The sequence below is a fragment of the Methylocystis sp. genome (assembly GCF_046349115.1).
Taxonomy (GTDB): domain Bacteria; phylum Pseudomonadota; class Alphaproteobacteria; order Rhizobiales; family Beijerinckiaceae; genus Methylocystis.
Window position 1 is genome coordinate 906,589 of sequence record NZ_JAXMCX010000001.1, and the last position, 21,623, is coordinate 928,211.

General features: G+C 58.8%; 16 protein-coding genes and 1 tRNA gene. 8 read left to right on the forward strand and 9 right to left on the reverse strand.

Features of this window, described 5'->3' with window-relative positions:
• Positions 1-3 precede the first annotated feature (3 nt).
• A complete protein-coding gene (locus tag U1E20_RS04270) occupies positions 4-867 on the forward strand; it encodes a glycosyltransferase family 2 protein (RefSeq protein ID WP_409979342.1) in 864 nt (287 codons plus the stop codon).
• A 75-nt stretch (positions 868-942) separates the two neighbouring features.
• Here U1E20_RS04270 and U1E20_RS04275 read toward each other — a convergent pair whose 3' ends face one another.
• The 5 genes from U1E20_RS04275 to U1E20_RS04295 form a co-directional block, all read right to left on the reverse strand.
• Complete coding sequence (locus U1E20_RS04275) at positions 943-3,609, reverse strand: glycosyltransferase family 4 protein (RefSeq protein ID WP_409979343.1); 2,667 nt, start codon at positions 3,607-3,609, stop codon at positions 943-945.
• Positions 3,610-4,257, reverse strand: a complete 648-nt coding sequence (locus tag U1E20_RS04280) for a hypothetical protein (RefSeq protein WP_409979344.1) — start codon at positions 4,255-4,257, stop codon at positions 3,610-3,612.
• A gap of 252 nt (positions 4,258-4,509) precedes the next feature.
• Positions 4,510-5,331, reverse strand: coding sequence for a phytanoyl-CoA dioxygenase family protein (locus tag U1E20_RS04285; RefSeq protein ID WP_409979345.1), 822 nt, complete (start codon positions 5,329-5,331; stop codon positions 4,510-4,512).
• Positions 5,332-5,368: 37 nt separating this feature from the next.
• Positions 5,369-6,220, reverse strand: coding sequence for a phytanoyl-CoA dioxygenase family protein (locus U1E20_RS04290; RefSeq protein WP_409979346.1), 852 nt, complete (start codon positions 6,218-6,220; stop codon positions 5,369-5,371).
• Between the two features lie 135 nt (positions 6,221-6,355).
• Complete coding sequence (locus tag U1E20_RS04295; RefSeq protein ID WP_409979347.1) at positions 6,356-7,564, reverse strand: polysaccharide pyruvyl transferase family protein; 1,209 nt, start codon at positions 7,562-7,564, stop codon at positions 6,356-6,358.
• Positions 7,565-7,745: 181 nt separating this feature from the next.
• On the opposite strand from U1E20_RS04295, the gene U1E20_RS04300 reads away from it, so the two are divergent.
• Together U1E20_RS04300 and U1E20_RS04305 are read left to right on the forward strand one after the other, a co-directional pair.
• A complete protein-coding gene (locus tag U1E20_RS04300; protein ID WP_409979348.1) occupies positions 7,746-9,452 on the forward strand; it encodes a hypothetical protein in 1,707 nt (568 codons plus the stop codon).
• A 757-nt stretch (positions 9,453-10,209) separates the two neighbouring features.
• Positions 10,210-10,638: a hypothetical protein gene (locus U1E20_RS04305; RefSeq protein WP_409979349.1), complete on the forward strand. Its 429-nt coding sequence runs from the start codon at positions 10,210-10,212 to the stop codon at positions 10,636-10,638.
• A 115-nt stretch (positions 10,639-10,753) separates the two neighbouring features.
• On the opposite strand, the gene U1E20_RS04310 is transcribed toward U1E20_RS04305, so the two are convergent.
• Positions 10,754-11,266, reverse strand: coding sequence for a hypothetical protein (locus U1E20_RS04310; protein WP_409979350.1), 513 nt, complete (start codon positions 11,264-11,266; stop codon positions 10,754-10,756).
• Positions 11,267-11,416: 150 nt separating this feature from the next.
• On the opposite strand from U1E20_RS04310, the gene U1E20_RS04315 reads away from it, so the two are divergent.
• The 5 genes from U1E20_RS04315 (at position 11,417) to U1E20_RS04335 (ending at position 18,273) form a co-directional block, all read left to right on the forward strand.
• Positions 11,417-14,467: a glycosyltransferase gene (locus U1E20_RS04315; protein WP_409979351.1), complete on the forward strand. Its 3,051-nt coding sequence runs from the start codon at positions 11,417-11,419 to the stop codon at positions 14,465-14,467.
• 49 nt (positions 14,468-14,516) lie between these two features.
• Positions 14,517-15,572: a hypothetical protein gene (locus tag U1E20_RS04320; protein WP_409979352.1), complete on the forward strand. Its 1,056-nt coding sequence runs from the start codon at positions 14,517-14,519 to the stop codon at positions 15,570-15,572.
• Positions 15,554-16,174 carry an SIS domain-containing protein gene (locus U1E20_RS04325; protein WP_409979353.1) on the forward strand — a complete coding sequence of 207 codons (621 nt, stop codon included), beginning with the start codon at positions 15,554-15,556 and terminating at the stop codon, positions 16,172-16,174. The genes U1E20_RS04320 and U1E20_RS04325 overlap by 19 nt, the downstream gene beginning before the upstream one ends.
• Entirely contained in the window at positions 16,171-17,448 is a 1,278-nt protein-coding gene (locus U1E20_RS04330; protein ID WP_409979354.1) for an HAD-IIIA family hydrolase, read from the forward strand. The genes U1E20_RS04325 and U1E20_RS04330 overlap by 4 nt, the downstream gene beginning before the upstream one ends.
• Positions 17,449-17,526: 78 nt before the next feature.
• Positions 17,527-18,273: a TylF/MycF/NovP-related O-methyltransferase gene (locus tag U1E20_RS04335; RefSeq protein WP_409979355.1), complete on the forward strand. Its 747-nt coding sequence runs from the start codon at positions 17,527-17,529 to the stop codon at positions 18,271-18,273.
• A gap of 114 nt (positions 18,274-18,387) precedes the next feature.
• Here U1E20_RS04335 and U1E20_RS04340 read toward each other — a convergent pair whose 3' ends face one another.
• The 3 genes from U1E20_RS04340 to U1E20_RS04350 form a co-directional block, all read right to left on the reverse strand.
• The gene (locus U1E20_RS04340; protein ID WP_409979356.1) at positions 18,388-19,068 is read right to left on the reverse strand and encodes a sulfotransferase family 2 domain-containing protein; all 681 of its coding nucleotides are present in this window, start codon (positions 19,066-19,068) and stop codon (positions 18,388-18,390) included.
• 1,049 nt (positions 19,069-20,117) lie between these two features.
• Positions 20,118-20,933, reverse strand: coding sequence for a class I SAM-dependent methyltransferase (locus U1E20_RS04345; protein WP_409979357.1), 816 nt, complete (start codon positions 20,931-20,933; stop codon positions 20,118-20,120).
• Between the two features lie 457 nt (positions 20,934-21,390).
• A tRNA-Ser gene (locus tag U1E20_RS04350) sits at positions 21,391-21,480 on the reverse strand.
• Between the last annotated feature and the right edge of the window lie 143 nt (positions 21,481-21,623).

Sequence of the window (21,623 nt, forward strand, 5' to 3'; positions counted from 1 at the left end):
GGCATGTCCCTTGACGCGCCGGAGATTTCCCTCGTCGTCGTCTGTTATGAAATGGCGCGAGAGCTGCCGCGCACGTTGCAATCTCTCTCCACTCCTTACCAGCGCGGCGTCGATCCCGGCCAATATGAGATCGTCATCGTCGACAACGGCTCCCGCTCTCCGCCGTCTCTCGCCGATTTTCCCGACATCGTCCCTCGGACGACGATTATTTCCTGTTCCCGCAAAACGACTTCGCCCGTGCCGGCGATAAACGAGGGACTGACGGTCGCGCGCGGAAAATTGATTGGCGTGTGGATCGATGGCGCGCGCATGGCCTCGCCGGGGTTGTTGCGATCCTGCCTTGAAGCGTCGCGCTTGCATTCGAGACCGATAATCGCGACGCTCAACTACCAGCTTGGCCCGGCCCGCCAGGCGATCAGCGCGGACCTGGGCTATGACGTCGCCGCCGAGGACGCGCTCCTTTCCGACATCGGATGGTTTGAAAACGGATATCGCCTCTTCGACATTGCGACCCCAGAGATCGCCGAGCCGACCGCGCCGATGCTCGAGAGCAACGCATTGTTTCTGCCGCGCGCATTGTGGGACGAACTTGGCGGGTATGACGAAGCCTTTACGTCCAAGGGCGGCGGCATGGCCAATCCGGACATATTTATTCGCGCCGTCGGTCTTCCCGCCGCACAGCTGATACGCATCGCCGGCGAGGGAACATTCCATCAAATCCACGGCGGATTGACCACGGCGGGACTGAAGCCGACTCTGGATTACGTCAAGGAAGCGAGCAGGGAATATCGCGCGATACGTGGTCGCGCCCTCGCGCCCATCCGCGCCCCGGGCTGGCTGTACCGATCCCCCGAAGCGGAGCGATGAGCGTCAAAGGCGGCGCCCGCCAATCGTCCTCTTCTTTCTCGGCGAACACGTTTGCTTCGTCGAGCCGGTGGGCCTCTAATTCAGATAGGGCCGAAGAAAGGTGAGAATTTCGTCGACCCGTGTTTTCCAGCTGATCTTGTCGAGGACGTCGCGATGGTCTTCCGCGTCGGCCTTTCGCGACGCCTTCGCCAGGCAGTTCTCGATCGCCGCGGCGAACTCCTCCGGTCCGTCGGCGGTGGAAATCAAATCGGCAAGCTCGTTCAAATTCGGAATCGCCGTCGATACGACCGGGACGCCGGCCGCGAGGTAATTATATACTTTGAGCGGATTCATCGAATTGGTCAGATCGTTCACCGTATGGGGAACAACGCCAACGTCGATCGAGTTTAGAAACGACGGTAGGTCATGATATTCAACAACGCCTAGAAACCTGACGTTTTCATACTTCGCGATTGAGGCGATATTCGAATTATTCTCCGCCGAACCTGCAAAAACGAACGACCATTCGGGTCGCATGCGCACGAGTCCTTCCAAGAGTTCCCAATCGATGCGGTCACGAAGATTTCCCACATAGCCAATGGTTGGCCGACCTGGCTGTGCAATACCCTCAATTGGGGCCAATTTGTCGGCGATGGCGTCGAAGCGTTCCGCACCATTCGGCACGATCCGTATCGGGTTCGCGACATAATTTTCGAAATTGGCGGCGACCGGCGCGCAATTCGCGAACGTCACCTGCGCGAAAGAAAGCGTCTGTCGGTAGATATCGTCCAGTCGCTTTCGGTAACCGTCGTCAATATCCCAGGATCGCTGGTCGTCGATGATGTCCGCGACGCACGTCTTGAAGCCAAGTTCCGAAAAGATTTGCGGGAACTGCCAGACCACCGGACACACCCAGGCGATCGTGTCTTTCGGATCAAAGCCCGCCTCCTGCATCTCTCGGGCGACGAAGGCGGGAAAATCCGCTTGTTCAGGCAAATCGCGCCCCAAAAGCCGCGATCGCGACGCGCTCTTGTGGATGAAACTTCGTTGCAGGAGACGGTCCGTGTCGAGGCGTCGTTCGAAACGCGCGATGGTGTTGCGCAAGACGAGCGCGGACTGATCCTGCGGCGCGGCGTTGGCATTCTGGGCGAGCGCGTCAAGAGTAGCGGCCCCGATTGGGGCGTCGAAAAACAGAATCCTGTCGATTTCGTCGGAAAGCAAAAGATGCTTGGCGATCATGTCGGATCGCCGGCCGTAAATCCCCGTGTCGTTCTGCTTCCAGAAAAAAACGACATTCGCGCAGGGCCGCGGCGATCTGGCGAGCGCCGGAATCGGAAAATGTGATTTAGCGGTGTGCGCGGCCGCTTCGCCGATCGCTTCCGACATCAATGCGCGCACGTCGTGAAACACTTGCGGCAACGGCTTGACGCTCTTGATTTCGCCGATTGCGAGCTGCAAGCGCGCCCTGTTCACGGCTTCGCTGAATTCAGTAAGGAAGCCGCTTCGAATTTTGCTCCTGTCGACTTCGTCTTTGGCAGCTTTCAGTTCGAGAAGTTTATCCTTCAGCGTTTCGTGACGAACTAGGTGAAGGCCAGGCAGTTCGCGCAGATCCAGCAGCGGCGGAACGTCGGTAATGAGCACGGGAACGCCCATCGCCGTCGCATCCGAAATCTTCGATGGAATTTGATAGGCGGCGACGGGATGGTCCGGGTCTTGAAGCAGCGGAATGCAGTCGGCCGCGCAAAGCAGCCATGGCAGATTGTCAAATGACCAGCTCGGATGCTGTACGACGCGCGTGCGCTGGAAGCGCTTCAGCATTTTGCCCAAATCCGCGGGCGCGCCGTCGCCGACGATATGGAGACTGATCTTGTCGTCGGCGATCTCGTCGATCGCCTGCAAAACTTCGATCACGCCCTTGTGCGGCCGGACCGTTCCGACAAAAATTAGCGCGAACTCGTCGTCGGCCACGCCCAGCTCGCGACGAACCGACGCTCGGTCGAAGCGCGTGGGGTCGAAGGCGTTCTCGTCGCGGGCGTGCCGAACGATCGAGCCTCCATAACGGTCTCGAAGCGCGACGTTCGAAACCGTCAGAACGTCAGCGCTTTCAATGAAATTTTCAGCAAAGCGCGTGGCGATCTCTTCATAAGGCTCCATCAGCGCGGCGGGGCCGGCGTTTCGGACCTCGGCAAGATCGGCGCGCAACCGGTTCTCGAAGAAGGAAAGTTCGTGGTCGTCGATGTCGAGGACGAGCGGGCATCCCGAGTGCTCCTTGATCAGGAAGCCGAGAAAGAGCGATGGCAGCCTCGGTTTCGAGACATATACGAGATCGAAGCGCTCTTTGGTCGCCTCCAGCGCCGCGCGCGGATAAAAATCCAGCAGCGTGCGGCACGGAAAGACACGCGCCTCTAACCCGCTCTCCACTAGCGGCGGCCACAGACCATTGCCGTAGCGTCGCCAACCAGGACCAATAACGACGGGACTCCAGTCTTGCGACAGAAGGCGCTGCAAGACATAGGCGCGCCCGACGGGGTTGTGTCCCATGTCCCAGGAGATGATCGCCGCGCGCCCTCCGGCAGAGGCGCGTTTGACCGCAGCGGCGTCGTTGTGCGCCCGGGCGACATTGGCGAGGCGCTCGGTTCGCGCCGATCTCAGGTCGTTTTCCAAACGCAGGATATGACGTTCGAGATCGTCGGCGTGGCGCATTTCGGCGCCAAGCGTCGACATCAGCAGTTCGATATTTTGTGAAAGCCGACGCCCCGCCAATTATACGGTCCTCTTGCGCCGCTTGGCGAGCAAGGGAATAACTCCTTCAAGCAGCCAAGGCGAAATCCGGCTCTCGTCGAGCAGGACGGAGGCGATCACGCCCAGAAGCCTGAGGTCGGACGAATTCGAATGGTCTTCGTTCGCGTCCGTGGAAATGCGGATGCGCCGCCTTCCGCGCTCAGGCCGGATCGGCGGCGGCTTCACGATCTCTCCGCGCGGAATGTCGACAGAAATTTGTCCACCCTCCCATTCGAAGGACACGACTTTGCCCGGCGCGTTGCGTTCCGGCAAATAAAGTTCGAATTCGACCAAGGTCGCATCGACAACTTCGATTTCCGCCTCGGTTGCGATCCATTGATCGTGAAAAGCGCCGTATAACCAGTCCGCGAAGGGCGCGTCGGCATAGTCGGACTTTAGTTCGATCATCTCGTCGATGTCGTGGGCGCACAGCCGCACCAGGGCTTTGGTTTCGTCTGTAAACATGACATCCGCAACGCCCTGAACCCGTTGCAGAGGATTGTTATTTCCACGCGCGTCGATCAGCGTTATCGGCACATAGGGCGCGAGACGCGACGCCGTCTCCGCCGAGGAAACCAGATAAAGCTTGTTCCTGAAGGACAAGAACGTCGAATGGGCGACCGGCGCCATGAGCAAACGTGCCGATGTGCAAGCGTCTTCCAAGCTCTTACCCATTCCGGCCGGCGAGGGCTTTGATCGTTAATCTCCTGCGACAATTTTTTTGTTAGTGGCCTCTTCAACGTCGGTCAATGGGCGAAAACTTAAGCGGCCCATGCGACTAGAGCCGCCTTATGGAAATAAGTCGTTGGCTGGAATTGAGAAAATTTCAGTTGGACTTGCCTGACCTCGAGGCGCGGACTGGAAATTTTGTTGCGAAAAAATTCAGGCGCGCCGTTTGCTCACTTCCCCCGAAACCATGCGCATCCATTTCCGAACGATATCTGGATGACGCTGCAGGGCGGCAGGATGAAATTCGTCCTCGGGCGCCGATTCGAGATCGAAGCCGCCATGGTCGCGTCCGCTCACGAGCGTCGCCGAAACGCGCTCGCTCCCGGTTTGCGTCAAGTCGCCGGCGATATAGCGAATGGCAAAGCCGACCCGGCGCGTCCCGCCGGCGTTTGGTTTCGAGCCATGAATCAACAAGAGATGGTGCAGCGACATTTCTCCCGGCCTCAGGATAATGTCGACGGCCTGCGATTCATCGACGTTGAACGCGATTTCTTCCCGGCCGGGCAGCATGTTCCACGCATCGTTGCTATCGCGGTGAGGCGCCGTTCCGGCATGGGAGCCGGGAAGGACCCGCATGCAGCCGTTCTCTGATCCGCTTGCGGAAAAAGCAACCCATGCCGTCAGGGCGCGCGGCTCGGAAAGTCCCCAATATGTTGCGTCCTGGTGCCAGGGAACATGCTGTGGCTCGCCGGGCTCCTTCATGAAGAAACTTGCGGCCCAGCACAGCAGATCGGGTCCAAGAATGTCCTGGACAGGTCGTAAGATGCGCTCGTCGCGCACCAGATCCCACAGTTGAGGGATCAGTAAGTGCGCCTTGATATTGAATGTTGGAGACAGCCGTCCGCCGCGCTTGGCCTGAATCGCGTCGAGCCGCGCCAAATGATCGGCCATTTCATCGGGCTCGAAGGCGCTCAGCGGAGTCAGATAGCCGTCGCGGCGGTAGGCCTCAATTCGGCCCGCGTCGAGTCGCGTCATTCCAGCCACTTGGTCCGATCCCTCTCTCCACTGAAAATCAGTCGCTGGCGCGGCTCTCCGTTTTGATGGCGCTGGGCGCGCCATCGAAGATGATTCTCATCCCGTCGCGGACGATGCCGATGTGACGAGCGACGGCGGCGGGATGAAATTCCCCTTCCGGCTCCTTCTCAAGCGCGAAGCTCCCGAGATTGCGGCCTCGCACGAGCGTCGCGGAGTTTCGCTTCCCGTCCCTCGGCATGGTTGCGCCGGACATATAACGTATCGCGAAGCCGACGCGGCGCAGGCGCGAATTGTTGCGCGCGGAGCCATGGACAGCAAGGCAATGATGCAAGGACATTTCTCCTGGCGCGAGCGCTAAATCGATCGCGTCGGAAGCTTCGACCTGCGCGACCATCTTTTCTCCGCGACCGAGCAGATTGGCGCTGTCCCCGGAGTCTGTGTGCGCCAAGCTGTGGCGATGGGTTCCGGGGACAGCCCGCACACAGCCGTTTTCTGGGACGCTCGGCGTCAGCGCCAGCCAGGCGGTCACCGCATCCGTCGTGCTTAGGCCCCAATAAGTGATGTCCTGGTGCCAGGCGACGTAGCGCGAACCGCCAGGCGATTTGGAAATGAAACTCGTTCCAAAACACAGAATATCCGGTCCAAGCAGAGCTTCGATTCGCTCGACAATTCTGGGGTCGTGCACGAGGTCCCACAGCCACGGGACGAGCAAATGCGGCTTGGCGTTGAAGACAGGCGAAAGCCGGCCGGCGCGCCGCGCTTCCATCGCTTCGAGCCGCGCCAGGCAATCGCTCGCTTCCTGGGGTTCGAGAACCTTGATCGGAAAAACGAACCCATCGCGCGAAAAGCGATCGAGTTCATCCTGGGTTAGACGATTGGCAACGCTCATTCGCCCTCTCCCTGCGATCGCCAATCCGTACCGACGCCATCATTGGCAAAAGCCGAGGCCCCGAGCACTCGCATGAAGTAAGGCTCCGATGCAATATGCGGATTCAGCTGGCGGCCTTGGCGTTCGATGACGGACTCACTTCCTGATCGCGGCAAAGTCGGCCGCACGGCGCACAACCGGCTGCATCGCCCATTGGGGGCCAAGTTCGCGGAGTCCAAAGGCGAATATCGCCGACAGGAAGCGCCGGCGCGCTTCCGAGAACTGTTCAGGGGTCGCGATGGCGTCTTCAATGCGCCGCCAGTGCCGATCAAGCGCGTCAAACGTCCTTTGGGGGATGCGGCAGGCGAGCGCTTCGCCCTTCCGGGCAGCGCCCGCGCCATACGCGGTCGCCCAGTCGCGCGCGAGATCTTCCATTCGATCGATGTGCTCCAGGAAACCGGCGAACTTACGATAGGCAGGCCTGGCGACGAGTATTCCCGGAACGCCATAGGCGGCCGCGGTGATATAGCCATGTAGCGACGCTCCAACATAAAATCTGGAAAAGGCAATCGCCGCGGCGACTTCTCGAAGGCTCGCGGGATCATCGAGCAAGATGTGCGGAATCGGGAGATGGAGAGAGATCGCTCGCGCCAAAACGTCGTCGTCATGGGCGCGCCCGATGGCGCTCAGGATCGGCGTAAGCTCCATTTCCTTGGCGAAGGCGGACAGCATCGCCGCGGCTTCCTGGGGCGTTTGCCCGGCGAGCGACCGGTTGCGAAAGTGAACCGCGACGAAGTTGGTTCGCCCTTGGAATCCCTTGCGCGCAAGGAAAGACTGGAAAGGTTCCTCGAGATCGCGCGTTGTCCAGAGTCGGCCGAGCTCCGCGATCGGATCGGGCACGATTTCGACCGGAAGGCCTTCCGGCGCCGCCAGGAGTTCTGCTCCGCCGCGGTCGCGCACCGAAACATAGGAAGATGACCTCAACGCGGCGTCGACGAGCGCGCGTTGCGATTGCGGGATTGGATGGGGCACGCCGGGGGCGTTCCAGGCGAGGGGAACATCGCGCAGAGCGGCGGCAAGCGCGGCGCCGAGCCACAGGCCGGCGCCGGCCCATTCTCCGACATTCGTTCCTTGATATTCGCGCAGAATATCCATCCGGTGCGTGTGAATGAGATAGCCGCCGCCGATGACGATGCCGTCGACCCTCAAGTCGCCGCTCAGCATTTCGGCGATGTCGAGAGGCGAAAGAGCGTCGGGCACGCCGGCATGCGCTTTCGTCGGCGCGATGGGAACAACCTCGACGCCGAGAGCGCTTAGGCGCCGCGCCGCGACCAGGGGGAACAGGAGATCACCGTAATTCTGCATGTCGAAGACGCCAGTCAGAAAAATTCTCTTGGCGCCGTTAGACGGGACAGGAGGCATCGAGCTCTTCCGGTTTGGAGCATCGCGATTCTACGTTATCATAGCCAAGGATTGCGGGTTCGGCGCGACGCCGCCAAAGCGGGCCCGTCACGCCTCGACTCATTCGCGCAAAATGAGGAGCCCAATGGACTGCACGGAATCCCCAAGCGCCGAAACGTCAGTAACCGCGGTCAAGGATCCGGAAGCAGCGAATGCCGAAATCGTCCAGGCGATGGAAGCGGGCGAGGGGGACGAGGCGACGCGGCTCATACGGGAGGCGTTGGCGCGCTGGCCAAACTACACCCGCCTCCAATTGACGCAAGGCGAGGTGTTCCACAAATTCGCCGGCGCCGCGCAGGCTTCGAATTATTATTCCACCCTTCTTGATGAGCGGCCCGCTCATCCTTGGGCGCTCGCGCGTCTCAAGGCGGTATTGAACGGCGAGGCGCTCTCGGCGCAGGACGCAACGCAGATCGCAGACGCGCTTTTCGCGGCCAAACTGGACGGCCCCGAACGCGATTCGGTTTTCGATGCGCTCGCAAAGGCGGTTCGTCCAGAAGAGAGGCGGGCTTTCCTGCGAACGGTAGCGCCACACTCGAAGGTTTTCCGTCTCGAATGGAAGCTCGCCGTAGCGGAAACCGAAGCGGCGGACGCCGAAGCGGCGATCCGCATTCTCTCTAGCGCATATGACGAGGGGCGTTACAACGAAGCCGCGATCTCACTTCTGTCGGAGCTTTTGGCGGTCTGCGGGCGTGAATCCGAAGCGGTCGAAGTGCTGTGTAAGGAAATCGCGCGCGCCCCCGACCGGCCAGACCCCTATCGAAAATTGGTGAGCCTTCTTCAGCGCATCGGCGCCTTCAAGAAGGCCGGAGAAGTCATGCAGGAGGCGCTTGAACGCTGGCCGTGCGACTGGCTTCTGCTTTTTCGACTGAACCGGCTTCCTGTCGAACCGAAGCGCCTGACGTCTATCTTTCACACGATCCGCACAGCGGCCGACGCTGAAGCGCTCCGCGATGAGCGATTCAGATATCATTATGCGCTCGCCTGCCTTCACGCAGGGGAGTTGGAGCGCGCGCGCGACTTGTTCTCGGCGCCGTTCGCGCCGCCGGTCGACGATCTCGCGGCCCCGGTCGCCAAGGCTTTCCTTTCGCGACCGATCGATTTTTGGAAACGCCGATCGCGTCTTATGGACGACCGCACGCTGGACGTTCAAATCACGCGGTCCAAGGGCGCGCGTTTGACTGTCGTGCTTCCGACCGGAATCGCCTTCGGCTTTCTGCCGCCCGCGATGATCGACGCTTTGTTCGCCGAGCACGCGATCAACGTCATTTACCTGCGAGATTTCCGCAAGCGGGCGTATACCAGCGGCGTCGCCAGTCTCGGGCGCGACGAGGCGGAAACCATCGGCGCGCTCAAGGAGATTGTCGCAAGCCTCGGCGCGCCTCGAATCGTGACCATTGGCGCTTCCATGGGCGGATTCGCGGCGTTTCGCTATGGCGCGTTGCTCGACGCATACGCCGCCTTATCCTTTGCAGGGCCGACAGAACTGCATTCCGTTTACGACACCGCCAAGAGTTCCGTTTGGAATCCGAGCTACTTCGTGAAGCTTCAATTGCAACGCGAAAGTGAGATGCCGGTCGATCTGGTTCCGCTGCTTCGTCGCGGCGGAAAGACTAAGTTTTTTCAGATTTTCGGCGAGGACGCCGCCGAAGACGCGCATCAGGCGCGACGTCTCAAGGAACTCGACAATGTCACCCTGATGCCGGTTCGCGGCGTAAAGGACCATTTGGTCATCGATCACGCGATCGCCGATGGGTCATTCGATGCAATGCTTCAGCTGTTGCAGGAATGAAAGCCGCGACCGAATTCGCGCGCGTAAGCTCGAATCGATGCCGGCCGCGCCGCTTCTTGGCGATCGACCATCCCGCGGATGCGGGTTTGGCCCCGGGCGTGGGTTTCTGAGCGCACGCTCTGGTTGCCGGTTTCGACAATGACTTAATCGTGGGCGAGGCGGCCACGCCGCGCGATTGTCGTCTTAACGCTATCGGATATCGGAGAACGAACCGATCCCTGAACGGTTGAGGTGCGTGATCTCAGCCCTGATTCGCGGCATTCGCTTTACGAGGGAAGACAGAGTTTCGCCGCAATGCTACCAGGGCGGCGGTCTTCGGCCCAATCCTTAAGCACGCGTCTAGGCGGCGATGCTGTCAAAGTCGTCGCACTCGGCAATTGCGCCGTTCGAAAACCCGCAGAGCGACGCTCAGTCGAAGCGTAACGGACGAACGATCGCGCGAATCGGAAACGTCGAGAAGCGCTCGACATGCATCTTCTGATGAGATGTTTTTCGAACGCGGCGCAGTCAGGGTTCTTGGCGGCTCCATAATCTGGCCGCCGATCGGAAATCGCGCAGTTCGTGATCCATAAATCCCTTCTACCCCTTCGTTTTCTCCCTAATGGCTTGATCCAAGCTATTGTCATGCGACGAGCAAAACGATAGAAGCCTAGCTGGCTAGACGAACGATTGAGTCGTGCCGGTTCTTGTGTCTTGAGCTTGAGTGCGATGCGTGCAATTGACTCGTTTAGAGACAGGGGGCCAGGGAGGCAACGTAATGCCGCGTCTACCGTTCAAGGTTCAGTTCGGCGCGTCTGGAGATTATAAGCTGTGGGCTGCGGATGGCTGGCATCACGACGCGAATGATCGCGAGCACACTTGGGCTAACCACCTCGCCAAGTTGCGGGTTATGCTTGAGTTCACCAACAATGACCTCCTACTGGAAGTCGATGTAATTCCGCTACGCGCAAGGGGCGTGGATCAAGAACTGTTCGTGTTCATGAATGGCGCGTTCGTGGCGTACTGGCCGGTGGCGCAGTCGGGCATAAAAAAGGCGCGAATCGAATCCACGTTCCATGGAGCCCGTGATAGCGTCATTTCTTTACTAATGCCAAAAGCATTATGTCCGCGCGACGTCGGCGTAAGCAACGACGAAAGAACACTTGGTTTGGCGTTTCGAACTCTGTCGATTTCTGCGATCGACTGAATCGGTACGCGAGGAGGCCCAATCCATCGCATTGAGGGCATGATGCAGGATCTGGAGAGACTTATGCCAGACCTCGTCGAAGCGACAGTTTGCAAGATTCGTGATTTTTGTGCGTTTAGTGGCGATCTTGTCCGCGGAAAGCAGGTGCGTGATGCGGCTTGCTGACCGAATATTGCGCTGGGCTTCCCGACTGCAAGATGAAGATGAAGCGCCGCGACAGCGCGACGATGAGGCGCCACGAGCGAAGACCAGTGGGGAACCCGCCCGATCTCGTAAACGAGCCGAGACGGAAGTCAGCCGACTGACGAAGGGCTATGCCGAGGAAAAAATCCGAGGGCTCGGCGGCCGCGAAGAAGCGCTCAACCCGCGGCGAGCGTTGACAGCGCAGGAGAGCGAAGCGCTCAAAGCGCTGGAAAATCTCGCCTGTGTTGAGCAGCAGCTGCTGACGGCAAATTCGCAGCTGGAAAAATATGAGTCGCTGTTCAGCCAGCAGCGCGACAGGCTGCGGCTGTTCGAGCGACAGCTGGGGATTGTTAACGCGAAGCACGCGGTCGATCTGCAATTGGTCAAAGCGGCGCGGGCGACGCGGAACGCTTTGTCCCAGGCCCCCCTCGGCCTTGTGATGCACCGCGGGCGTCTGCGCGCCATATTCGCCGCTCCCGCCCCCAGCAGGCCGCTAGATCGCGCCGATCGCAAGGAGATTGAGCGCAGTTATTTGTTCGATCCACAGTGGTATTTGGATCAGAATCCAGATGTCGCCAGGCACGGTATAGATCCAATGGCGCACTATGTGCGCAACGGATTCATCGAGGATCGCGACCCTCATCCGCTGTTCAACGCCGCTTGGTACCGCGCGATATATCGTCGTGAACTAGATGGCGTATCGCCGCTTATTCATTTCCTGCGCAACGGCGGCGGTCACAAACGCGCCGCGCATCCTCTGTTCGACTCGGCGTTCTATCTGCGTCAAAACAAGGAAGTCGCGGCGCGCAATCTCGACCCGCTCAAGCATTTTATCGAGGTTGGCGAAGCTGAGAGGCGCGACCCGCACCCGCTGATTTGGATGGATCGTCTGGCCGTTCAACCTGGCCTAGAAGGCGTCGATCGGCCATTACGAGCATATATCAGCGATTCCCGCTTTTACCTCGCCAGCGTTCATCCATTATTCGATGGCGACTTCTATCTCCATGAGAATAAGGACGTACGCAAGCACGACCTATGTCCGCTGCTGCATTATTGCGCGGTGGGCTGGCGCGAAGGCCGTCAACCGCACCGAGCCTTTGCCGGCGATTGGTATCTCGAACAAAATCTCGACGTTCTATCGGCGCAGATCAATCCATTGCTCCATTTCGTTACGTTGGGGGCATGGGAGGATCGCTCGCCGCATCCGCTCTTCGACACGAGGTTCTATCTGCGTCAGAATCTCGACGCACGCACTGGAAAACACGACGTGCTGACGCATTACGTCACCGTCGGAGCCGAGGAACGGCGCGAAACGACCGAGAAAATCAAAGTCGACGACATGAAGGAGATCGTGCCGACGGCATACTGGAATCGGTTTGATCCGATCTCCGCTTTTACTTTTTTTGGCGAGACGCGCATCTCGGTGCCAGCGCAGGTAGATATTGGCGGCGATCAGCTCGATTGTGCTTGGCCGCCATGTCCGGAGGTTGCTTATTGGCTCCCGCAGCAGCTACGCGATTACATCATCGAACGCTATGGCGAAGAGGAAATCCCGTTTTACCTCTATTTGATGTCGATCATCGACCGCTATGGAGATCGGCCTGAGGCTTTCGCGGAATCGAACGAGCTGGTTACGCTTAGAAGTCGGCTGCGGAGATGCTGCTCTCGCGCCAGGCGAGTCAAACAGCCAGACGTCTCGATCATCATGCCCGTCTACAATAATCTGGCGTTTACGCTTACGAGCGCCCTGAGTCTGCTGGAAAACAAGTCGCGCTACGCGTTCGAAGTCATCGTTGCGGACGATCGTTCCAGTGATCTGACGCAGGACGTGTTTTCGTCGGCTGGCCCGCCGATCGTCTATGTAAGGCAAGAGAAAAATCTTGGCTTCCTAGGCAATTGCAACGCTGCCGCACAACGCGCGAACGGCCGTTATGTCGTGATGCTCAACAATGACACCATCACGCTGCCCGGCTGGCTTGATGAATTGATTGCGCCGATGGAGAAAGACGCTCGCGTCGGCCTAACCGGCTCCAAGCTGATCAACGCGGATGGCACGTTGCAGGAGGCTGGAGGCATTTTCTGGAATGACGGCTCCGCCTGGAATTTTGGCCGCAACAGCGATGCCCGCCTTCCTGAGTTCAACTATCTCAAGGAGGTCGATTATATTTCGGGCGCTTCGATCGCCTTGCCGACGAAATTATGGAACGAGCTAGAAGGCTTCGATCCGATTTATTCTCCGGCCTACTGCGAAGATTCGGATATTGCGTTTCGGGTCCGAGACAAAGGGTTGCGCACGATCTATGCGCCCCGTTCGGCGCTCGTGCATCATGAGGGCAAGAGCCACGGCCGCGACACGAGCGGCGGCGTCAAGGCCTATCAGATCTCCAACCAGAAAAAATTGCTCGATCGCTGGCGAAGCGTTCTGGAGAAGGATCATTTCCCCAACGGCGAAAATGTCTTTTTGGCGCGCGATCGATCGCGCAACCGCCCACACGTTCTCGTGGTGGACCATTACATTCCGCAATGGGATCGGGATGCAGGGTCTCGCACTGTCTATCATTTTCTGCGCATGTTCATCGACGCCGGTTTTCAAGTGAGCTTCTGGCCCGATAATCTCAACGAGGATCGCGAATATTGCGCGATGCTCCAACAAGCCGGCGTGGAGGTGATCTATTCCGCCGCCTATGTCGATCGTTTTGACGCGTTCATGGCGGCGAACGGATCTTATATCGATTACGCGCTCGTCAATCGTCCGCATATCGCGCCCAAATATTACGATTCGATCCGCGCTAACTCGCGCGGCGTGATTCTCTACTATGGTCATGACATCCACTATAAGCGGCTCGAATCGGAACGACTGACCAGCGAGGATCCTCGACTTCCGCAAGAAATCGAACAATATCGCAGGCTGGAGCTTGAAAACTGGCGGAAGACGGACGTGGTCCTCTATCCCAGCGACGAGGAGCGCGTCGAAGTCGAAAAGGCATTGCCGGGCGCGGTGGCCAGCGCCGTGCCGATGCTTGGCTATTTTCCTTCAGAACTCGGCGTAGCGCACGCCAATATAGCGCAATTCGACGCTCGGGATTTTGATCAGCTGTTGTTCGTCGGCGGCTCTCATCCGCCAAACGTCGACGCGCTGCTCTGGTTCGCTAAGGAAGTCATGCCCCTGATCATCGCCGAGCGTCCGCGGACCAAGCTCAATATCGTCGGTTCGTCGCGCGTCCCTGAAATTGCCGCGCTGGAGTCGGAGGAGATCATCATCAAGGGGCGCATCAGCGATGAAGAGCTTGATAGACTTTATGCGACTGCAGGCGTCGCGATCATTCCGCTTCGTTTCGGCGGCGGGGTAAAGGGTAAAACCATCGAGGCGCTTTTCCACGCCATACCGCTTGTCGCGACGTCAGTTGGCATGCAAGGGCTCTATCCGCAACAGCCGATCGCCTATGTCGCCGATGAGGCGGAGAGTTTCGCCAAAGCGGTGATTTCAGCCCAGACAGATCGCCAGACCGCAAAATTGCATGCAGAGCGGGGCGCTTCCTTTATTGAAGAACATTATTCGCTCGACGCGATGCGGCGCGCTTTTTTGCCTTTTATTCCAAAACTGGGCGCGCGGGAGAAGACCGACGCGGCGGCGACGGCGCCGTAACGACCCAGAAGCTGGTGGGGGATGGGGAGGTAAATTAGGGATCGGACCGATGGGTAGAGGCGACGGAAAAAACGGGTTGATCCGCGCACGAGCGCCGCTTCGCCTTGGTCTCGCCGGCGGCGGCACGGATTTGTCGCCCTATTGTCAGCTCCACGGCGGCGCGGTTCTCAACGTCACCATCGACCGGCACGCATATGCTTTCATCTCATCGCGCAGCGACGGTAAAACCAGCTTCGCCGCGCTGGACATGGGCGTGGAAGAAATCTTCGATGTCGACGACTCTTGTTCGGCGTCCACCTCGCTGCTGTTGCATCAGGGCGTCTACCGAAGAATCTGCAAGGATTACCTCGGCGACGAAAAGCCGGCGTTGTCGATCCAGACGACGGTCGACGCCCCAGCCGGGTCTGGTCTCGGTTCCTCGTCCGCGCTCATGGTGGCGCTCGTCGAAGCCTTTCGCGCGCGCTACGAATTGCCGCTCGGCCGCTATGAAATTGCGCATCTGGCATGGGAGATCGAGCGCATCGATCTTGGTCTTGCCGGCGGTCGGCAAGATCAGTATGCGGCGGCCTTCGGCGGGGTAAATTTCGTCGAATTTCTATCCAACGATCGCGTCATTGTGAATCCTCTGCGGCTGGTTCCCGGCGCAATGGAGGAAATCGAGTCATCCATCGTGATCTGCTTTACCGGCCAATCGCGCAGCTCTCACGACATTATCCTTCAGCAGACGAGCGGAGTCGTCTCCGCCGACGCCAACGCCATGGAAGCCATGCATCAGCTCAAAGCGGACGCGCTCGAGATGAAATTGGCTTTCGTTCACGGCGACATGCCCCGAATGGCGGAAGTCATGCGTCGCTCCTGGATCGCCAAGCGCGCCACAGCCAAGGGCGTTTCCACCACCGCGATTGACAATTTCCATGCTTTGGCTGTTGAGAATGGCGCTCTGGCGGGCAAGATTTCCGGGGCCGGCGGCGGCGGTTTCATGATGTTTTTCGTACGCCCGGAGGATCGCCAGAAATTGGTCGTCGCCCTGCGTGCGGCCGGCGGCGACGCGAGCGCCGTGGCGTTCACTCATACGGGGAGCGTGACGTGGAAGGCGACAACTTGAGCCGCATCGAGGGTTATTTAGCCCGTTCCGTCGCAGCGCTCGACGCGGCGGCTCAGGACGAGAAATTTAAGCGGGCGTTGCTCGATATCTCGGACTGCATTGTCGCGAGTCTCAAGAACGGCGGCAAGGCGCTGTTCGCGGGCAATGGCGGCAGCGCGGGGGACGCGCAGCACATCGCCGGCGAATTTGTCTCGCGGCTCAATTACGACCGCGCGCCGCTCGCCGGATTGGCGCTTTCGACCGACACGTCGGTGCTGACCTCGATCGGGAACGATTATGGTTATGCCGACGTATTTTCTCGTCAGGTCAAGGGGCTCGGGCGAAAGGGCGACGTCTTTGTCGCCATCACGACCTCCGGCAATTCTAAGAATATTCTCGATGCGGTCGAGGTCGCGCGCAGCATCGGCGTCACTACCGTCGGTTTCACCGGAATGAGCGGCGGCAAGCTCTCCGGAGCCGTCGATCTCTGCCTGCACGCGCCGAGCGACTGGACGCCGCTGATTCAGCAGATCCATATTGTCGCGGCTCATATCATCTGCGGTCTGGTGGAAGACGCGATGTTTCCCGAAGCGGCGGAAAAATATCACGGCGCGGGCGGGTGATCCGACAGGCGGTCATACTCTGTGGCGGGCAGGGGACGCGGCTCGGCGCGCTGACGGCAAGCACGCCGAAGCCGCTGCTGCCGGTCGCCGGCGCGCCTTTCCTCGACGTGCTGGTGGAGGAAGTCGGTCGCTGCGGCTTCAACCGCGTGCTGCTGCTTGCCGGCCATCTCTCGCAGGAGATCGAAGCCTTTGTGCGGTCATCGGCCGCCGCGAAGCGGCGTAGCGTCGAGATCGACCTTTCCGTCGAGCCGCTACGCGCCGGCACGGGCGGGGCGGTGCGCTTTGCCGAAGCTAAGCTCGACGATGTCTTTCTGCTGATGAACGGCGACTCCTGGTTCGACGTGAATTTGCGGAGCCTCACGGCGTTTGCGCAGGCCCGCGGCGAAAGCGCGATGGTTCTGGCGCTGCGCGCGATGCCTGATGTTTCACGCTATGGCGCGGTGACGCTTGCCGGCGACAAGATCACGGGCTTTCGGGAAAAAGCGCAGGGTCTCGGCGCGGGGCTGGTCAACGGCGGCGTTTATGTGTGCCGCAAGGCCGCCTTGTTCGAAGCGATGGAGGCTTTGGCGCCGAACCGGGAGATGGCGCTGTCGCTCGAAACGGATGTCATGCCGGCGCTGTCCGCGCGCGGCGCGCTCGGCGGCCTGGCGTGCGACGGCTATTTCCTCGATATCGGCCTGCCCGAGTCCTATGCGGCGGCGCAAACCGAAATTCCGCGCCATCTGCGCCGGCCCGCCGCTTTTTTCGATCGCGACGGGGTCTTGAACGTGGACCTGCATCATGTCGGGACGGTCGATCGCTTTCGCTGGGTCGATGGCGCGATCGACGCGGTGCGCGCCTGTAATGATCGCGGCTTCCTGGTGTTCGTCGTCACCAATCAGGCGGGCGTGGCGAAGGGTCTCTATGAAGAGCGCGATGTCGATCGCCTGCATGAATTCATGCAGGAAGAGCTGGCGCAGGCGGGCGGCCATGTCGACGATTTCCGATACTGCCCCTACCATATCGAGGCGGCGCGGCCGGAATATCGCTCGGATTCGCCGTGGCGGAAGCCGGCGCCCGGCATGCTGCTCGATCTCCTGGCGCATTGGCCGGTCGATGTCGAAGGGAGCTTCCTGATCGGCGACAAGGACAGCGACCTCGCCGCCGCGCGCGCCGCGGGCGTTCCGGGCTATCTTTTCGAGGGGGGAGATTTACGCGCTCGGCTTGACGCCGTGCCGCAATTTGCGGGTTCGGCGCGTGGCGAGCCGGTTTCCCCCATCAGTGAAAAAGGTTAGAAAGACTGGCGATTAGCGCGCTGGCGGCGTCAACGCTCATCGTTCGAGCGGCCCCCTTGATCAACGAAAGCTGCGAATATGTCCGACTACCTTCCTGTCCTCGGCGGCAAGAAAAACGAATTGAGGGGCGGCCGTAATGTTTACGACGGCTATCAACGTGGTTGGGGCCTCGAGTTCGGCGACCTGAAAGCGCGCGTCAGCGAGGACCCCGACTATCGCTACGCGGCGGAGATCGCCAAGGCGCGCTCCGTGCTGCTGCTTGAGCGCATGATGAATCTTTTTCTGTTGTGCAAATTCTTCCTGCCGCGATTGCCCCATGGGCATATCGTCGAATATGGCTCGTTCCGGGGCGGCTCGGCGATGTTCATGGCGGCGTTGGCGCAGCGATTCCTGCCAGGCGCGCAGGTCTATGCGCTCGATACATTCGAGGGCATGCCGGCGACGGATCGCGCGATTGATGCGCACTCCGCCGGCGATTTCGCCAACACGAATATGGAAGAGATTCGTCAGGCGGCGGACAAGCTAGGCTTGAACAATCTCCACCTCGTCAAAGGCCTGTTTCAGGACACGGCGCCGACGCTTCTCCCGCAGATCGGTCCGATCGCTCTCGCGCATATCGACTGCGACATCTATAGCGCCGTGAAATATTCCTACGAAGTCTCAAAACCGCATATGCTCCCGATGGGCTATTATGTCTTCGACGACGCCACAACGTCGAGTTGCATCGGCGCGACAGAGGCGGTCGAGGCCTTCGTGATTCAGCGCGACGGGCTGTTATCAGAACAAATCTATCCGCATTTTGTCTTCCGCCATCCGCCGGCTTGACCCGACGTCAAATGCCGCAACTGCCGAAAATTGCGACTGACCCCAATCACCAAGCGAAAGTAGAGCAGCAACTTCGGCAATTAGCCGAAGGCTTCGATATACTCCGACCGCGAATCAGGCCGCCTTCTCTCCCTCCGAAGGACCGTATCCGAAGATTTCAAAATCCTTCCTATACCGGTTGCTAATCTTTTCGATAGAAGACTCAGATAACTGAATCGTATCTTCGGTCGTCTTGTTACTATGAATTGAAAGAGGAGCCAGATTTAGGCCGAGTCGGCAATTAAGTTCTTTTACATCAGCGCTTATTGCCTCGACCTTTCCAATATAGTTTGCTAAATGTACACCGCTTTCGTCATAGAGCCAGCGCCATTGTGGCTGAAATATTCTTTCAATCCCTGGGTTTTCCCAATATGGACTGCCTATCATATCATTGACATTATCGAATTGGCGAAACACATTAGCGTGCTCAACAAGCGCGCTACCTGGCAGCCACTTTTTGAGAAATTTAAAAGTAGAAATCGTCCTATCAAATGGGTTTCTAACGAAAGAGAACCTAAAATATTGATTGAAAACGCTCATACCAAGCGCTGTTTTGATTTCGAGCGCCGTTGCGTGTTTTGTTATTTTAAATCGTTTCATGTAGAATGCTTGGACAGCCTCACCCATAGCCGACCCGCCGATTTCAACATCGGCGATAGTTGAACACTGCTGGCTATAATATTGGGATAAAGATGTACCAGCAGCCTTGGGGATGTGAATAAATATAAACCGGTGGGTATTGTTGATGATTGCCACAGGCGCACTCCTCCTATTTCCTCTATATACCACGGACCCATGTCGTGGTGCGCGCTAGCCAACTTTGGTTATTCCATCATGCAGCCGTATGCTTGGCCATTGCGCCCGCCGCCGACAACCCAGCCCCATCCGCGGTCTTTAGCAACAAGTCCCCACCGCCCGTAGTTAACCACCTGCCCATCCGGCTCACCATTGGGCCCAGTACTTCCGGATGATCCGAGTGTCCAGCCATGCGAAGTATCCCACCAAGCTTCGGACCGTTTGATCGCCGGCCGTTCTTCTGCGCCCTTTCCATGCAAGCATGGGCTATGCGAAGGTCGGTCCAATGACACGGCATGCTGCCAAAAGAATCGCCTTCCGACCGTTACTCCGTTGGGCCTAATAATCTCTCCCCAGACCCGAAGACTATAGGGAGCCGACATCACGTCGTACAGTGCGTACGGTTGACCATCGGTACCACAACTTCCGCCACTTGTAATATCGAACCAACCTTCATTATTTACCTTGATTTCTGCCCTAGTGGTTCGAATTGCGAAGCGGTGACTCGTACTGTTATCGAGAGCTTCATTTCTGTAGGCATTTAGCCAGACAAAATTCGCCCCCCCAGCGCAATTACGCTTAATGGCCCACTCTTCGATCCTCTCTGGTTTGTTCGGGCTCCGAGGGTCCTCCCATATGACGTCCACAGTATCTGTGCCTGTCGGTTCAGTTCTCCATTTCGACATCGGACGTCCATCTTTGAGACTGAAAATAACCCCGCTCTCGGGCTTTCTAAGCGGGTAGTATTCGTCTAGCGTTTGTCCCGTAGGTTGCAAAAAATCGAAAGGTCTGATTCCACCGCTTTGCGCGGCCGCTGGGCAGATCACAACAATGCAAACCGCCAAGAGGCTGACTACCGTAGAAGGGCAGACATCCAAAATTGATTCGTAATTTTTCGTTGACGGCATTTCCGAGCGACCCGTTTCTTGCGGTACCTTTGGATCGTCGCGATGATCATTCCCGTAAGTTGGGGCGAGCCGGCACAGACCCATTGCGAAGTCAAAGATAGTCTACTTTCTTTGCGCCAGAAAAAGGAGAATACCGCATATCTCCGCGCCCAAAATCCCGTGCCGGCGTGACGATATGAATCTGATACGCGGGTCGGGAAAACCTGAGTTGCGCGCCTGGTCGAGAATGTCCCAGGCTGGAATGTTGAAGACAAGGCTTCCGCCCGAAGGATCGATTGGATTGCCGTGATATTCTGGCTCCGTTAGATGAACAATTTGACCGTCCCTTAGTTCGGCTTTCCTGACCGTTCTTGCCGACGCATACGCCATCGGGAACGTTCCAAAAAACAAGCCGCCCGGCGCGAGAATTCGATTTGCCTCAAGCAACGCGGCTTCGACGATCGGCACGTGTTCGAGCACTTCGTTTGTAATATAGGCGTCGAAACTGCCGTCAGCGAAAGTGGTCGCCATCACGTCTTCGTGGCGAATCTCCGGATGCTTGGCGCGGTCTTCCGGCGTCGGCAAATATTCGCTGCCCTGATAAGCCACGAATCTGCGCATGACATTCGCGAAAGGCGACACCCATTCGGAAGCGTAAACGCTCAGTCGCGGGCCTTTGACGAGCATTTCCTCGACGAGCGCCAGGCACACGGCGCGCAGCCGCGAATTCAGGCCTTCGGCGATCAATCCCTCGCGGTAATTGGCGCCGCCGATATCGATTTTATCCGGAGGAATATAGCCCCAAAGGGGATCGATCAGACCGCCGCGCCGGATGTCGGCGACAATATTCGCGATATGCTGACTGTCGATCGCCCAGGCATTGTCTCGCCGCCAGGCCATCCACTCGCCGAAAGAGCGAAACTCTAACGAAACTTCCATTGGGATCGTCGACGGAGCAGCATTCATTACTGTTTCTCCCCCACGCGTTCTTTCAGTTCGGCGAGCGGAAGATTGTCATAAGGGGCGCCAATGTCGATCGGCATTCTTGGGCATCCTGTTCAATGCGTCCTGACCGGTCGATGAGCGCCGACGTCAAGCTCTGTTCCTATAGTAAGCGACCAACCGCAAGGACGCCGGCGACGACATAGCCAGGTATCGCGGAATGCCTCCTCTTCCGCGATACCGTCGATAGCCGCAACTTCTGGTACATTCTCCGCCGGTAGACGATCGGCGCCGCTCTCTTAAGCGTCGCCGGCCGCGTCCAGCTGTCTAGCGAATTTCGTTCAAAACTCAGCGCCGTCAACATCAGTCGCGTCGAGCCTTGTAAGCGCTCCCCGGCGACCGGCGCTCGTCCATCTATAAAACTTTCCTAATCTCAGTTACTTGCATGTGTTTCTGGCGGAGACGGTGGGATTCGAACCCACGATAGGGTTTCCCCTATAACGATTTAGCAAACCGTCGCCTTCAGCCTCTCGGCCACGTCTCCGGCGTTCCGCGGTTTTCGGCGAAACGGCGCACGACATATGGCAAAGGTCCGGCGGGATGGCAAGCGAAGCGCCTTCGGCGGCGGCGCGGCGCATCGCCGGGATCGGCGCCATGCGCACGCCATATCTTTTCGATAATATTTGG

Excerpts from the sequence above, each read along its gene's own strand:
- U1E20_RS04270 (WP_409979342.1), top strand. The coding sequence starts at position 4 with ATGTCCCTTGACGCGCCGGAGATTTCCCTCGTCGTCGTCTGTTATGAA.
- U1E20_RS04280 (WP_409979344.1), bottom strand. The coding sequence starts at position 4,257 with ATGGCGCCGGTCGCCCATTCGACGTTCTTGTCCTTCAGGAACAAGCTT.
- U1E20_RS04285 (WP_409979345.1), bottom strand. The coding sequence starts at position 5,331 with ATGACGCGACTCGACGCGGGCCGAATTGAGGCCTACCGCCGCGACGGC.
- U1E20_RS04290 (WP_409979346.1), bottom strand. The coding sequence starts at position 6,220 with ATGAGCGTTGCCAATCGTCTAACCCAGGATGAACTCGATCGCTTTTCG.
- U1E20_RS04295 (WP_409979347.1), bottom strand. The coding sequence starts at position 7,564 with ATGCAGAATTACGGTGATCTCCTGTTCCCCCTGGTCGCGGCGCGGCGC.
- U1E20_RS04300 (WP_409979348.1), top strand. The coding sequence starts at position 7,746 with ATGGACTGCACGGAATCCCCAAGCGCCGAAACGTCAGTAACCGCGGTC.
- U1E20_RS04305 (WP_409979349.1), top strand. The coding sequence starts at position 10,210 with ATGCCGCGTCTACCGTTCAAGGTTCAGTTCGGCGCGTCTGGAGATTAT.
- U1E20_RS04315 (WP_409979351.1), top strand. The coding sequence starts at position 11,417 with ATGGCGCACTATGTGCGCAACGGATTCATCGAGGATCGCGACCCTCAT.
- U1E20_RS04320 (WP_409979352.1), top strand. The coding sequence starts at position 14,517 with ATGGGTAGAGGCGACGGAAAAAACGGGTTGATCCGCGCACGAGCGCCG.
- U1E20_RS04335 (WP_409979355.1), top strand. The coding sequence starts at position 17,527 with ATGTCCGACTACCTTCCTGTCCTCGGCGGCAAGAAAAACGAATTGAGG.
- U1E20_RS04345 (WP_409979357.1), bottom strand. The coding sequence starts at position 20,933 with ATGGAAGTTTCGTTAGAGTTTCGCTCTTTCGGCGAGTGGATGGCCTGG.